Source organism: Halobacteriovoraceae bacterium (assembly GCA_020635115.1).
Classification (GTDB): domain Bacteria; phylum Bdellovibrionota; class Bacteriovoracia; order Bacteriovoracales; family Bacteriovoracaceae; genus JACKAK01.
In genome coordinates this window covers 81,033-96,334 of record JACKAK010000011.1, presented here as the reverse complement: position 1 = coordinate 96,334, position 15,302 = coordinate 81,033, and the positions used below count along the sequence as shown (strand labels likewise).

The following is a 15,302-nucleotide window of genomic DNA, read 5'->3' as shown; positions in this document are numbered from 1 at the left end:
TAAATGGATAACAAAGAAAGAATATTCATCATTATTACACTTTTTGCAATCAGTTTGGTTACATCAATTGATCTCTACACTGATTTTAGAGAAGGTGTAACTTGGTGGCATGTCTCTTTTGAAGGAGCAGTTGCTCTCATTGCAGCTGCTGGACTATTTTATTTAATTTCCGGAAATTTCAAACTGAAGCATAATCTCAATCATGCTCAGCAATTTTCTAGTCAATTAATTGAAGAGAATGAACAATGGAAAAAACAATCTCGGAAATTTCTGGAAGGATTAGGCCAATCTATCGATGATCAATTGACCTCTTGGAACTTAACTAAAGCAGAAAAAGAAGTTGCTTTTCTATTATTAAAAGGTTTTGGGCTTAAAGAAATTGCGCAACTACGAGGAACGACAGAGAAAACGGCCAGAGTCCAATCTACTTCAATCTATAGTAAGACTGGTTTGGCAAACCGTTCGCAACTTTCGGCCTACTTTTTGGAAGACCTTCTCATTCCGCCTAGTTAACGGCCTTATAGACGATAAGCTTATTGCCTTTTTCGGCCCGGTCATAGGCATTTGTGATGAGATCAAAGAGTGATTTTCCATTTTTACTATTAATGGCCGCTGGTGATCTAAAATTCATGATTCGGTCCTTATCACCTAACTTCTTTTTTCCAAGGAGACCTTCAAGTGGATTACTGTTTTTACTTGATTTCTTGGCATTCATCCCTCTACCTGAGGAATAAGCAAGTGAGCCCCTTCCTTGATCCCCATACTTCACATTACTTACTTCTTCTGGAGCGACTCTAGGTCCGCCTGAATCAGAGGGACCAATATCTGAGCGTCCAAGACCTGAAGCTGATGCGTTAGCACCTCCCCCTCCGTCTTGGCCAGCACCTTTTGGGCCTGGTCTTTTTTCTCCAACACCTACTTTTTCAGCAAGCCCTGATGGTTTATGCAAAGAAGCTGCAACTGCTTTGAAAGGATTGTCCATACCACCAGCGTTTTCATTTCCAGTGAAAGCTGTATCGTTTGCGGCCTGGACAGGGTCTTTTTCTTGATTTCCTTGAATGGTTGTATTTCCGGGATCAGTACCATCAATTGTGAAATTCATGTCTCCACCTCGAGAGACGATATGGTCGCCCTGACACTCAGGTAGAAGTGGATTAGCTCGACATCTGGTTGTAAGAACATCTGGATCATTTATTGAGTAATCAGGAGATTTATAGTCATTAATATTATCGATAATATCATCCATATCTCTGGCCCGCTTATTAAGAACAGCTGCGTTCCCTCCGTGAACAATCCCATCCTTACCGGCAATTGCAGCGATGGTGGCCATCTGCTGAGAGGCCCTACCATTAGCAATAAATGAAAATTTCTTAGTTGCACTTGAACAAAAACTACTAACGTCACTTCCTTTATTTCCATTACCATTAATAGTCGTAATACAATGATCGATGACATCCTTTTCTGTGGGCATTTTCATTGCAAATGTTGAAAAGACCGCGAGTTTACTGATTTCAAAAGCAGCTTTTTGGTTTTGAATTTGTGCCTGATTTTTCAAATTCTCTTTTTGATATTTAAATTGGGCGGTTGGATCCAATGAATCTTGACCTTCTCTAAGATGAGAATCAGCATCGGCCAGATCATTCATTCCCTTGATTTTGTGGGCCGCTTCTACTCCGAGTCCTCCAAGAGTGTATATATTATAAGTATGAACGGCCTTAGAGCATGTGGAAAAATCTAAGGTTTCAATTCCAGCTGATTTACAGCTTAGAACATTATTCTGTTGAGATAGTTGTTGGATAATAGCGGCCTGTCCACCAGCTTGTTGCATTTGTTGCATAGATTGAGCATTCATCATGGCCTTCACGTCTTGCTCATCACCTTTTAAAAGGATGTTACTAAATTCTTCACTTTCTTGATATCTATTTGGAAATTCTTCAGCACCGTAATGCAAAGAAGCTAGAGCAGCTGCACAGATAGCGAGTTTCTTTCCAATAATTTTTGCATTTTTTTTACACCAATCAGCATTTTGTTCATGGCTCTCAGTTGAAGAAGGAAGAGATGTAAAAAAATGTGAGACCATTTTCTTGGTATTACCATTGCTAAAAGAAATATTTTCAGGATCTTCATTATTTATAGCATTTAAAGCATCGGCATAGATTCCAGAGATTATTCCTTCGCTTACAACCATTGCTTGAATTTCGCTTTCAGAAAAACTCCTAAAACAGGATTTAAAAGCGGCGGATCCTACATATTCGTTATTAGTTTTATTTTCTTCTTCAGAGGAGGGGATAAATTTTTTAGAATTTTTATCATATAGGATGCCTAAGCAATGTGTTACCTCTTTAGTGGCAGCTTCCTCTGCAGCAGCAGCAGAAACTTGTAAAGATGCGCTGATGATAAAAAGTATAAAACCAAGCATTTTTAAATTGATACTCATAAAACACCCTTCTTTAGATGTATTGTCTCATTAAACTTATCGGGTACTTAAGTTAATTCCTGTAGAATTTCACTCTGCCTTTAAAAAGCTGAATAATATCAATCAGGTATATTCGATTTTACATCCATTCTGTATAAATTTTGTACGTCTACTTTTCGTGGCAGAATTAAAGTTCATGAAGTTAAAGTGTGAAAAAAAAGAGCACTCGAGTGTGCTCTTAGAATAGATCAATTATTACAGTACCTCAGTCCAGTAAATAAGCAGGAGTGAAAAAAGTCTCACAAAAGCTCGCTCTCATACGCTCTAGCTTTTCCTTTGCTTTTTCTTTTAAATTTCTAAGCACCATTGGGCCTGAATAATCCCCTCCACCATAAGATGGAGAATCATAAGAGCTGCTTCCACTATAACCACTGTGAGGATCATTACCAGCACCTACATCTGTTTCAGGATCATAGCTTGGTCGAGTATCAGTATCTTCTGGCATAGGTGAATTTTGAGTTTCTTTAAACATTGGGCCATAAGTAGTACTACTACCAGAATATCCACCATAAGTAGGGGCCTCATAACTTCCTCCACCAAGAGAAGTCGTTCCTGGCCCTACTGAACCGCCCTCTAAAAATGGGCCACTTGCAGAACTAGATCTTCCTTTTTTCTTTCTTTCAGGAGTTTTATCGCTATTTCCCTTTTTAAACATTGGCCCAAATGAAGAACTCCCTCTATCGCTGTCTCCACCATATACAGGTGCAGAAGATCCTCCTCCTAATGAAGCTGTCCCATAACCGATAGAACCACCTTCAATAAAAGAACCAGATTGAGTCGTTCCTTTATTTTTCTTTTTCTTTTTTTCTGGTTTGTCACCCTTTTTAAACATTGGGCCAAATGTTGTGGAGCTACCACTATATCCACCGAAAACTGGAGCAGAAGAACTTGTACCGATTGGCGAAGTTCCATGTCCTATATTTGAACCACCGTTTTCAATGAATGATCCACCAGTAGAGTTGTTTCTTTTTTTACTATCAGATTTTGGAGTTGATTTACTGTCCTTATTTTCAGACTTGGCCAGGACATCAAATTGAATAAATGAGGTTAAAAGACAAAAAGAAAAAAGATACTTAAACATTTGATCTCCGTTGTTAGACAGTCTTGGGAACCTATCACAAAATGGAGTTCAAAAAAAGTATTATTGAAAAATCTTACATGTTAGCAACACTTTTTTAATTAATTTTTATTGTTTTCTTACTATATGCATGGAGAAAACTCCTGATTTTCTTAGAACCTCCGAAATATTTCTTACATTACATTTGATTTTCTTACATTTGCTTACATTTTTTTTATTTACTTCACAATCCCCCAAAGTACTTCGCTTTAGCGAATTTGCGAAGTACGGCCATCAGATTTTGATTCTTTTTTAAGAGCAAAACATTTGATTAATCACGTCACTGTAGAAGCTATTTCCCCAAAAGAAGATATATTTTTGTGAGTTTTCATCTCGATTTGGATTCTTTATTAATTGTTCGAGATAAGTTTCAATATTTTTTACCATAGATTTATACAACACATACTCACTTGGATTCATATCAACTTTCTTTAAGGAGAGATGAGTGGATTCTTTGAAGCGTTCATTTTTGTCAAATTTTAATTCAAGAAAAGAGCTGATTAATTCATCTATTTCGTAATGTACAAAGTCCGTGTCATTGGCCTCAGATAAAAGCCCCCTCACTCTTTCAGTATCTATAGAATAAATTCCATTTTTGAGGCAAACAACTTCTTGATCTAGAAAGTTAGAAAGTAAATTTCTAAGAATTTGATCATCGAGTTTACTCTTATCTTTGAGTTCATTAAAACTATAGTGGTTATTATTTAAAACTTCTAAAATATATCTTTCTGCAGCTAATAATTTTCTCATCTTCAACTCCGATATTGGTTATTTTTTCTATTTTTTAGATAAATTGAGCAGTTTCTCTATATATTGGATATGTTTGATTTTTGGTATATTTCCAAAGATCTATTTGTCTGCGAATTTTATTTTCAATCCCACTTAAAATTGACGCTGGAAGTACCTCTGAACTTTCTTCGACAAGTTCAATTAATTTTGAATCCATCCCATTTTTAATTTTAACTAATTTTTGGAAGGCCATAAATTCTGAGATCTTCATTTCTGCACCATTAAAGATTCTAAAAACTCTTGAAACTTGTATACCGGTTTCAACAGAGATTTCTTTAAGTGTTGGTTGATTTGATAAGGTCATGTACTGTCTTAAAAGGTTTTTTTGAATTTGCATATAAACTCCTATTTGTTTGTTGCAGTTCTAATAAGCAAAGTCCATGCCAACTTTTTTCTACATTAAAGTCTTTATTTTGATTAATTTTGTTTCAAACTAGAAACACGGCCGTAACAGAAATAATACACCTGATATAAATCATCTCTTTTTGTCATAATTAATTTCTAATTTAAACAAATTTGATGTAGGCTTAAATAAGTCTAAGAAAAATTTCATTGGAGTGAAATTTGGAAAATCACTATTATACTCAATATAAAAAAGAAAGGGATTTCTCCCAAAGAAAGAATCTCATTTTTATACTTCGATTGGGTATTGTCACACCACTGATACTAGTCACTGTCTATAAATTATTTTCGCTACCTTTATCAAACACGCTAATTTATCCTTGTCTTTTTATACTCATTGCTGCTGGATTTTCTTCACTACTCATTAGATTCGAAGTTGAAAATAAAAAAGTCGCTACTTTTATGGCCTTTGCGACTTTTCTGATTTTTCATCTTTTGGGTTGGTTTTTAAAATCTCCTGGATTACACATATGGATAATTGTTGCTAATTTTTTATTTTCGCTTTTAGTAAGTTTTAGATTTCTTCTTTATATGTGTACTCTTTCAATCGTAAATCAAGCTTTTCTACTTATTCCTCCTCTAATCAATATTGAGAATTTATCGGTTGCTGAGTTTCTAGGAAGTGGATTTATAGAACAAAAACTGGCCATTCACTTTTTAATAGGCAATCTCGTTTCTTGTTCATTTGTTCTTATTGCAAAAAATGAGTTAAGGGCGTTTGTAAAAAAAATCATAGACCAAGCACAAGAATTAGATCAAAAAAATCGCCTGGCCTCTATGAGCGAGTTAGCATCCAAAATTTCACATGAAGTTGGACATTACCTCTATCATATTGGACTCCATTCTGAACGAATTGAAAATCAGATACATATTTTTAAAGAGACAGGTGATGAGGAAGCTCAAGAGAAAATATTACAGTCTTCTAAAAAAATTCAAGCATCAATCGATTTACTTGGACGAATGATAAATTCTTTAAAAAATCTATCTAAGGAAGGAGATTTAAAAGATCTTGGAGCTTTTGATCTACGTCATCTTATTAATGAACTGATTTACATCTTAAAAGAACATCCCTTGGCCCAAAACGTTGAATTTAATTTTCTCCCTCCGCAAAGTGAAATTATCGTTTTTGGTAACGCAATACTTTTAAACCAAGTATTTTTCAATCTTTTTCAAAATTCGCTTAATGCAATCTGTGAACTTGAACACAAGTGGATAAATGTATCCATTATAGACCGAGAAGATAATTATTTCATTGAAGTTACGGATTCAGGACAAGGTGTTAATAAAAAAATTAGACCCTATTTATTTACACAATTTAAATCCCACTCAAACAATAAATCATGTACGGGGCTCGGTCTCCATATTTGTCGTGACATTATAGAAACACATCAGGGTGAAATTGAGTATGTTGATAATATGAAACATACAACATTCATGATAAGACTTCCTAAGTTTGAACTTGCAATAGAAAATATTGAGGACATGACCCCTAAAAGACATTCTACAGAAATTGTCTCAGAACTTTAAAGTTTTAGTATTTTGTTGTAGTATCCGCCTCCATGAATTGGTTTATCATCTGTTTATTTTTTATTTCATGTTCTCATGTTCAAAAGAAGATTGAACCTGTAGAGGAAATTAATACTGAAAAAACTTCAAAAGAAGATCAACAGGAATACCCTTTTTTACAAAATGTGAGAAAATTTGAAGACTCTCTTGGAAATTTATTCATAAATCTAAGTAAAAAAATTGAAGAAAGATATATAGAAAACCCCAAACCTAAGTCCTTCTCGGGTATAATCGTCAGAATCCTTCCAAATGCTGTAGGAACTACAATTATTAGAAATTCAAGTTACGGAATAGATGAAGACAAAATCTACGATCAATATTTGAAGGGAAGTACAGATAAAAACCCTAGTCGTTTTAGTATCTTTAGATCACTGAGTATCTTTCGTCTTCAACCACCACTCGGAAAAGATAAATGGCATATTCGATTTTCCCCTAGTTTGAAATTTTTTGATGCACAATTTAGTGAGGATATTTACTTTCGATTTTTTCACATTGCGATGATGGTAAAAGTTCAATACGATTTGCCCAACTATGGAAGTATCGCTGGAGGACTTGGCGGAGGCCCTATGTGGTTTGATGGCCAATATGAAGGAGCAAGAGAGACAAAAGTTAAACCCTTTGTTAATATGTTTAGAGCTGATTTTTACCATTATTTCACAGAACACTTGGTTCTTGGAATTTCACATACACATCATGTTTTTCTTGGCGACAATTTCAAGACCAAAAGTGTAGAAATTGAAAATTTTTTTGAAACAGGTTTTTTTATGGCCTTTGCAATTAATCTACTCTCACCTTAGAGGATAGTTTTTCTTCAAATAATTTAGATTGAAATTGAATAAGAAATCTCTCCGCCTGAGAATGATCCTGAAAAACTTTTACATTGGAGTTTCCAGATCCATGTCGAAGTTTTAAAAAATTATTCCCCAGAGTATTATTTCCAATTACCCTAATAATTAATCCAACGCCATATCCTTTTAACATTGCTAAGGCCTTCTGGAAATCTTTATCAATATTTTTAGAGGCCAAAGCATTATTTGAAATATCTATGATGAAAGCAAAACCTTCGGTTAAATCAAAAATGACATCATTAATTTTTTTTATTATTGAGCGAACCTCTCCATCTGTAACAAAGCCGTTAATATACAAATACAACCGATTTAACTCTGTCTGGACTACTATTTTAAACTTATCTTTTGTCATATCTTCTCCAAGTCAAAAAACTATGCTGCTCCAATTTTTTTGTTAAGTTCTAAACCATTTTGTTCCATGATATAGCTCTCTGCATCTTCAAGAGTCTTACAATTGTAGAAAAAGTCATTTTCAATTTCTTCATTTTGGCCATTGGTCAAAAAATTTTCTAGCAAACTGTTATCTCCAGTGACTCTAATTACTCTTTTTGCACCCCATTCTTTTAGAGTTGCTTGAATAATTTGTATGTATTCCTTTGTCTCCGTATTACCAACAACATCACCAGAAAAGTCATGAACTAAATAAAAGCCAGGGCTTAGTTTGTGCACCTGTGACTCAAGTTGAACTTTGAGGTTTTTAACATCTTCAATTGTTATATAATCGGTTGTTTTGAGATACACACGATTAAGACCTTCCAAGATTTCAATTTTAACCATTTTAACTTCTCCTGATTGAACCATATATAGATATGATGTTTTGTTCACATTATCCTTTGATGCCACAAGTCTAGCAATACACATTAAGATTATATACATAACTATTTGTATTTAATAGAATTTATTATAAAGAATTTGACTACCATCAATATTGATTTATACAAAATTGCCAAAAATAAGACTCATATTTAAATAGCTCTAGATATTTGGCCCCTAACAGCTTTCCAATTGGTTGGCCTTCACGTAATTTGGAGGGGCATAAATTATATTTACAAAGGAGAATGCATGTTGATGGATGGAAATTGCCTTCAACTCAAAAATGAGAATGGCGTCTTGCATTTAATTTTCGATAGAAAAAACGAAAGTGTTAACGTTTTTAATGCTCAAACAGTTGAAGAATTTATCAAGGCCACTGATATTATCACTAAGCAAAGTGATATTCGTGGTCTCATACTTTATTCAGCAAAGAATAATTTTGTAATGGGTGCTGATATTACAGAATTCATTGGAAAAATGGCCCTTAAGGATGAAGATATGAAAGCTTGGTTGGTTGCAGTCAATAATAGCTTTAATAAAATTGAAGACCTTCCATACCCAACCGTTAGTGCAATTACTGGTTTTGCACTTGGCGGAGGATTTGAAGTTTCCCTCTCGACAACTTATAGGATCTGTACACCTAAGGCCAGAGTAGGATTACCCGAAACTAAACTTGGAATTATGCCAGGTTGGGGTGGAACTGTTAGACTTTCTAGATTAATTGGAGCTGATCATGCAATCGAATGGATAGCTTCAGGTAAGCAATGGAAAGCTCAAGATGCTTTCAAAATAGAGGCCGTAGATGCTGTCGTTTCTGAAGATCAACTTTTGACTTCTGCTTTAACCATTATTGATAGAGCAAATAGTGGAGAACTTAAATGGAATGAAAGAAATCTACAGAAAAAGTCACCTCTTAAATTGGATAAAATTGAATCTACTATGGTGTTTGAAGGGGCCAAAGGATTTGTTGCGGGTATGGCCGGACCTCACTACCCTGCTCCGCTAAAGGCCGTTGAGACAATTCAAAAAGGTTCAACACTATCACGAGAAGAGGCACTTAATATTGAAGGTGACGTGTTTGTTAAACTCATGAAAACACCTGTTGCTGAATCACTCGTTAGAGTTTTCTTAGGAGATCAATATCTCAAGAAAAATTCAAAAAAATTAAGTAAAGAAGCTAGAACCGTAAAACATGCAGCTGTTCTTGGTGCTGGTATTATGGGTGGTGGTATTGCTTACCAATCTGCTTCTAGTGGAATACCTATCCTTATGAAAGACATCAGGCCAGAGGCCATTGGACTTGGTCTAAACGAGGCGACAAAGTTACTTGGAAAACAACTTGAAAGAAAAAAAATAGACGAAGCGAAGATGGCGCAAACTCTCAATCTTATAGCACCAACTTTGAATTACGGTGATTTTCAACACGCCCAGGTAATTATTGAGGCCGTAGTAGAAAATGAGAAAATTAAAAAGTCAGTTCTTGCGGAAGTTGAAAATGCTATAAATGAAGATACTGTTCTCACCTCGAACACATCTACTATTTCAATTACTAAATTAGCACAGGATTTAAAAAGACCTGAAAATTTTTGTGGGATGCATTTTTTCAATCCTGTTCACAAAATGCCACTAGTTGAAGTTATTAGAGGAGAAAAAACATCTGATGAAACTATTGCAACAGTTGTCTCTTATGCCCTCCAAATGGGGAAAACACCAATTGTTGTAAATGACTGTCCAGGTTTTTTAGTTAATAGAATTCTTTTTCCTTACTTTGGTGGACTTATAAAGCTTCTTCAAGATGGAGTGGATTTTAAATTAATTGACAAAACAATGGAGAAGTTTGGATGGCCAATGGGCCCGGCCTATTTATTAGATGTTGTAGGACTAGATACTGCCTCACACGCATTAAAAGTAATGGGCGAAGGATTTCCAGATCGAATGAAAATGGAAAATAAAACGGCCATTGATGTAATGTATGAAAATAATAGATATGGTCAAAAAAATGGACTTGGGTTCTATGAGTATACACTAGATAAAAAGGGTAAACCCATAAAGAATTTAAACCCTGAGGTGTATAAACTTCTCAAGGAAATTGTTCAAAAAGAAGTTGAAGTTGATGAGCAGGTAATTATTGAAAGAATGATGTTGCCATTGATATTTGAAACCATTCGTTGCTTGGAAGATAAAATAGTTCAAAATCCAATAGAAGCGGATATGGGTCTTTTACTTGGATTAGGATTTCCTCCCTTTAGGACTGGGGCCTTAAAATATGCTGATACTATTGGATTAAAGAATTTAGCTGAACTTTCAAAAAAATACCATTCTCTTGGAAATCTCTATGCGATTCCGAGAATGTTAGAAGTAATGATCAGCGAAGGGAAAAACTTTTACTAAAAAAGAATTTATTTTTAAGGAGAAATATATGAATCAAGCAGTAATAGTTGACGCCATCAGAACTCCGATGTCGAAGTCAAAAAATGGTGTGTTTCGAAATGTACGTGCCGAAGAATTAACTGCACATTTAATGAATGCTATATTAGAGAGAAACCAAAAACTAGACCCGTCTGAAATAGAAGATATTATATGGGGATGTGTCCAGCAAACCCTTGAACAAGGTTACAATATTGCAAGAAACTCTCAACTTGCAACAAAAATTCCTTTATCTGTATCGGCTCAAACCGTCAATCGACTTTGCGGCTCTTCAATGTCGGCCTTACATATAGCCGCCCAGGCGATCATGGCCGGACAAGGAGAAGTTTATTTAATCGGAGGAACAGAGCATATGGGACATGTCCCAATGACTCATGGGGTAGACTTCAATCCAAAACTCTCCCAAACAACAGCAAAGGCCGCGGGGGCGATGGGGCTAACGGCAGAGTTACTCGGGAGAATGCACGGAATAACGAGAGAAAAGCAAGATCAATTTGCACTCAGAAGTCATCAACGTGCAGCTAAAGCAACAGAAGAGGGAAGATTTAAAGATGAAATCATCCCAACATTAGGACACGACGAAAATGGACTTCCATTTCTTGTGACAGAGGATGAAGTTTTTAGAAAAGATGCAAGTCTAGAAGCAATGAATTCATTAAGACCTGTTTTTGATCCGGTGAATGGGACTGTCACAGCGGGAAATTCTTCTGCGCTTTCAGATGGAGCGTCGGCCATTCTTGTAATGTCAGAAAAAAGAGCTAAAGAATTAGGTCTTAAACCCATGGCCAGAATTGTTTCCATGGCCGCAGCAGGATGCAATGCTTCGATTATGGGATATGGGCCTGTACCAGCTGTTAAAAAGGCACTTAAAAGGGCCAATAAAAAAATAGAAGAGATCGATCTGTTTGAATTGAATGAAGCATTTGCAGCACAATCTCTTCCAGTCTTAAAGGATTTAGGTCTTTTGGATGTAATGGAAGAAAAAGTTAATGTTAACGGTGGTGCCATTGCTTTGGGACACCCACTTGGATGCTCAGGAGCAAGGATAACAACTACCCTACTCCATGAAATGAAAAAGAGAAATCTTAAATGGGGAATCTCGACAATGTGTATTGGAATGGGGCAAGGAGTTGCAACAATAGTAGAAATGATCTGAAAATAGTCGGATGGTGATCTTTGTTAAAAGGTCATCATCCATTTTTTAATCAAAATCTTTTTTATATACTTCAAACTAGCTTATCTAAATTCAAAGTTTCAGTTAACTTTTTTGTCAATAATTCCATTTCTTCAGATTTGTTAACAAATATTGGCTCACAATATTCGATTTTAATTATACTAAAAGGTTTGGGAAATTTAAATTTATCCCAGCTATTAAACTGCCAAAAATTCAAAGGTATAATTTTCAGGGGTAAAATTGCAACTTTACCAAGATAGGCCAATTGGGCCACTCCTGCTTTTGGGCCTCTTCTAGGTCCTTTAGGGCCATCTATGGCGATGGCCAGAAGTTTGCCTTCTTTTAGTTTTCTCAATGCATCTTTTGCCGCTGCAGCTCCTCTACGATGTGAGCTACCTCTAACAGCATTAAATCCCATATGTTTGACAATCCTAGTTGCAATTTCTCCATCATCGGAGCTGCTAATCATCGCCCAAATATTGTCAGGTTTATGAGTTGAAGTGGCCGAGATTATATGTTCATGCCAAAAAGCGTAGATAAAAGGTTTACCATTATTCATTAACCTTTGATGATTCTCAAGACCAAACCTCTCAACTCTGTATGTTTTAAAGATAATCTTAAGAACAATGGAGAGAAAATATATTAAGACAGAGCGCATACCTATTACTATAATATTAATCGACAAAAGTGAATTAACAAAGGCCAAAAATTGAAAAAACTTGAGAGACGATTAGGACTTGGTAGTGTATTCGCCATCAGCATGAGTTCAATGTTAGGTTCTGGGATATTTGTTTTACCAGGTCTGGCCGTTGGTGAAACCGGTCCTTCTGTCTGGTTGGCCTATTTTTTAGCAGCAATTGGAATTTTACCTGCGGCCATTTCCAAAGCGGAATTGGCCACGGCCATGCCTACAAGTGGTGGAACATATGTTTATATAGAGAGAACATTTGGGCCTTTATTTGGAACAGTCACAGGTCTGGGACTTTGGCTATCACTACTTTTCAAATGTGCTTTTGCTTTGATTGGATTTAGTGCTTATTTGACAGTTTTAGCAAAAATACCTTTATTACCTACATCGATGACTCTACTAGCAATTATCACCTTATTAAATATTCTTGGGGTTGGAAAAGTCACAGGTGTTTTAATCACTGTGGTATCTATTGCCTGTGTAGGACTGGTTGGTTTAATAGGACTAGGAATCAACAGTGTTGATGAGTCCTATTTTTCTCCTTTTATGCTTCATGGCCCAAGTGGATTATTTGCGGCGACTGCTATGGTTTATATTTCATATGCAGGTGTAACAAAAATTGCTGCTATAGCTGAAGAAATTAAAATGCCTGAGAAAAACTTACCTAGGGGTATTTTTTTATCCTTACTCGCAATTACGGCAATCTATTGTCTAGTCACATTTACTTTGGTTGGAAATCTGAAAGTCGAAACCCTTTTTGGAGATATGAAACCAATTTATAATTTGGCCTATCAATTTGGGGGACAAATACTAGGAACGGTTGCAGCAGTCATTGGTATTTTAACGATGACCTCGATGGCAAACGCTGGAATTCTTGCGGCTTCGAGATTTCCCTTTGCAATGGGAAGAGATCAGTTATTACCGAGTTTTTTTGGAAAACTTAACTCCCATTATTTAACTCCGACTTACGGAATAGTTTTTTCATCTATGCTTATAGCAATTTGTTTAATCTTCGTTGATGTTACAAAAATTGCAAAAATTGCTTCAGCACTGATGATATTTAATTTTTCTTTCCTCATGGTTGCTGTCATTGTTTTAAGAGAATCTAGAGTTCAATGGTATAAACCTAAATATAAATCGCCACTTTATCCATTAATTCAGATTTCCGGAATAATAATTAGTATCATACTTCTTGGATCAATGGGATACATTGTGCCTGCTGCACTTTTGGGAGTTATCATTCCCGGAATTTTTGTCTATCTCATTTATGGGAGAAAAAACACAAATCGATTGGGTGTTATTGGAATTAGAGGAAAAAGAAAAGATCTTATAGAAGAAGATGAAGAGGATGCTCGTCCACATTTTTTTACAAATAATATTGAGCTGTTTGATTTGGCCGAGAAAACCAATGTCTTAGTTACTCTTTTTGGAAAGGAGAGATCTTCTGAGACACTTGTAGAAATTGGTGTCGCATTGGCCGGAGAAGGTAAAGTTGAAGTTTCTCATTTAATTGAAGTTCCAGAGCAAACAGATCTAAGTGATTTAAGAGAGGAATTTACTTTTGTGCGTTCCCTTAGGCGAAGAATAACTGCAATGGCAAAATCATTAGAGTCGGATATAAATTATGATCCGATCGTTTCGCATGATATTTTAAAAACAGTTCATGATCTTCATGGCCGTTTACAAATTGATTGGTTGTTAACAGAATGGGGAGGAAAGACCAGAGGGGCCTTTACAATACATTCTCCGATAGATTGGATGAAAGATCACCTTTCATGTAATATTTTATCCTTTAGAGACACTGGTGTTCGTTATATTCGAAAAGTTTTAGTTCTGATAAATTATAATCATCTTGACTATCAAGTTGTGAATATTGCTGATCATTTTGCATCTGTTAATGGCGCGGATTTAACTATTGCAAAATTTGTCAAAAACGATCTTAACAGAGATGAAGTTAACAATGAGCGTGATAATCTAGTGAAACTCTATGCAGATTGTGAATGTTTAAAATTAAATTTCAAAATTATTCAAGGAAAACATGAAACTCAAACGTTAATTGAGACAACAGCTGAGTATGACCTTATAGTTTTTGGACAATTAAAATTGAATTTCTTTCAAAAATATTTTGGTAATAAATACGATAGGATTACGGCAAAATCAGCTTGCTCTGTCATAAGATTAGAAAAGACTGCTAACGATAAAGATTAAAGTAAGTATTGTTCACAATTGCTATGAACAGTTTTGAGTAAAACATCCCAATGTAAAGAATTTTTTTCTGTTATATAGTTAATAGAGTAATCATTAAATAATCTCAAGTTATATCCTAGCTTATCTATGTTAGAATCAAATTCGCCGTTTTTGGATGGCCTAATTTTACCCAAGAGTGATTCATCGCTATTTGAAAAGAAAAAATGAGTACCGTCCTCACGTATGAGGTAATTATCATAAGTAGGTTGATGATATTCATCTTTAACTCGAATTTCTAGGTGCATAAATTCAATACCTTCGAACTCAAAAAAATCATATTCTATTTCTGGAGTAGGAAATTGCTGTCCTTGGAGATATGAAAATACGACACTTTCTAAGTGCATATAATTCAAAGTTTGGACTTCGCCGTATTGAGTGAGAATATTTACAAATCCATCAACCACAACAGGATAAAATCGATGTGATTCGTTATTTTTAAGGAGAATAAATTCATAGTCATCCTTGAGGATTGAGGATGCTTCAACAATCTCTTTTGAGAACATATTTGATTTTCTTCCTGATTCGATTTGGGAAATATCTCCATTCAATATTTGTCTAGGTTCTTCTCCATTTTTTTGGTCGACAAATTTAATAGATTCTAATTCGTAATTAAACACATAGAAATTACCGTTTCTAAAATACTTTCTAATTGTTCGTGCTTGCGCAAAGTTTGTAAATGAGGTTACCCCAATCAGAATGAATAATAACTTTTTCAATTTTTGCTCCCTAAACAAAAAACTTCTTAAAACATGTCA

Annotated in this window: 14 protein-coding genes; 6 read left to right on the top strand and 8 right to left on the bottom strand. The window is 35.2% G+C overall.

Going from position 1 to position 15,302, the window contains the following annotated elements; translation table 11 throughout:
* Positions 1-3 precede the first annotated feature (3 nt).
* Complete coding sequence (locus H6622_16370; protein ID MCB9063100.1) at positions 4-513, top strand: response regulator transcription factor; 510 nt, start codon at positions 4-6, stop codon at positions 511-513.
* On the opposite strand, the gene H6622_16365 is transcribed toward H6622_16370, so the two are convergent.
* From H6622_16365 to H6622_16350, 4 genes are all read right to left on the bottom strand, one after another.
* Entirely contained in the window at positions 506-2,437 is a 1,932-nt protein-coding gene (locus tag H6622_16365) for a hypothetical protein (protein MCB9063099.1), read from the bottom strand. The genes H6622_16370 and H6622_16365 overlap by 8 nt on opposite strands.
* Before the next feature lie 244 nt (positions 2,438-2,681).
* Entirely contained in the window at positions 2,682-3,557 is an 876-nt protein-coding gene (locus H6622_16360; GenBank protein MCB9063098.1) for a hypothetical protein, read from the bottom strand.
* 288 nt (positions 3,558-3,845) lie between these two features.
* Entirely contained in the window at positions 3,846-4,343 is a 498-nt protein-coding gene (locus tag H6622_16355; GenBank protein ID MCB9063097.1) for a hypothetical protein, read from the bottom strand.
* Positions 4,344-4,377: 34 nt separating this feature from the next.
* Positions 4,378-4,719, bottom strand: a complete 342-nt coding sequence (locus H6622_16350) for a hypothetical protein (protein MCB9063096.1) — start codon at positions 4,717-4,719, stop codon at positions 4,378-4,380.
* A 227-nt stretch (positions 4,720-4,946) separates the two neighbouring features.
* Between H6622_16350 and H6622_16345 the strand changes: the two genes are divergently transcribed.
* Positions 4,947-6,311 carry a HAMP domain-containing histidine kinase gene (locus tag H6622_16345; GenBank protein MCB9063095.1) on the top strand — a complete coding sequence of 455 codons (1,365 nt, stop codon included), beginning with the start codon at positions 4,947-4,949 and terminating at the stop codon, positions 6,309-6,311.
* A 32-nt stretch (positions 6,312-6,343) separates the two neighbouring features.
* The gene (locus tag H6622_16340) at positions 6,344-7,147 is read left to right on the top strand and encodes a hypothetical protein (GenBank protein MCB9063094.1); all 804 of its coding nucleotides are present in this window, start codon (positions 6,344-6,346) and stop codon (positions 7,145-7,147) included.
* Here H6622_16340 and H6622_16335 read toward each other — a convergent pair.
* Both H6622_16335 and H6622_16330 read right to left on the bottom strand, forming a co-directional pair.
* The gene (locus H6622_16335; GenBank protein ID MCB9063093.1) at positions 7,128-7,550 is read right to left on the bottom strand and encodes a hypothetical protein; all 423 of its coding nucleotides are present in this window, start codon (positions 7,548-7,550) and stop codon (positions 7,128-7,130) included. The genes H6622_16340 and H6622_16335 overlap by 20 nt on opposite strands.
* 20 nt (positions 7,551-7,570) lie before the next feature.
* On the bottom strand, positions 7,571-8,074 hold the full coding sequence (locus tag H6622_16330; GenBank protein MCB9063092.1) for a hypothetical protein: 504 nt from the start codon (positions 8,072-8,074) through the stop codon (positions 7,571-7,573).
* Positions 8,075-8,260: 186 nt separating this feature from the next.
* On the opposite strand from H6622_16330, the gene fadB reads away from it, so the two are divergent.
* Together fadB and fadA are read left to right on the top strand one after the other, a co-directional pair.
* The gene (gene fadB, locus H6622_16325; GenBank protein ID MCB9063091.1) at positions 8,261-10,402 is read left to right on the top strand and encodes a fatty acid oxidation complex subunit alpha FadB; all 2,142 of its coding nucleotides are present in this window, start codon (positions 8,261-8,263) and stop codon (positions 10,400-10,402) included.
* Between the two features lie 28 nt (positions 10,403-10,430).
* A complete protein-coding gene (gene fadA / locus H6622_16320) occupies positions 10,431-11,594 on the top strand; it encodes an acetyl-CoA C-acyltransferase FadA (GenBank protein MCB9063090.1) in 1,164 nt (387 codons plus the stop codon).
* Positions 11,595-11,664: 70 nt separating this feature from the next.
* Here fadA and H6622_16315 read toward each other — a convergent pair whose 3' ends face one another.
* Entirely contained in the window at positions 11,665-12,270 is a 606-nt protein-coding gene (locus tag H6622_16315; GenBank protein ID MCB9063089.1) for a lysophospholipid acyltransferase family protein, read from the bottom strand.
* A gap of 51 nt (positions 12,271-12,321) precedes the next feature.
* Between H6622_16315 and H6622_16310 the strand changes: the two genes are divergently transcribed.
* The gene (locus tag H6622_16310) at positions 12,322-14,508 is read left to right on the top strand and encodes an amino acid permease (protein ID MCB9063088.1); all 2,187 of its coding nucleotides are present in this window, start codon (positions 12,322-12,324) and stop codon (positions 14,506-14,508) included.
* Here H6622_16310 and H6622_16305 read toward each other — a convergent pair.
* Positions 14,505-15,263 (bottom strand): hypothetical protein, encoded by a 759-nt coding sequence (locus tag H6622_16305; GenBank protein MCB9063087.1) that lies wholly within the window; start codon positions 15,261-15,263, stop codon positions 14,505-14,507. The two genes, H6622_16310 and H6622_16305, sit on opposite strands and share 4 nt — an antisense overlap.
* Positions 15,264-15,302 lie beyond the last annotated feature (39 nt).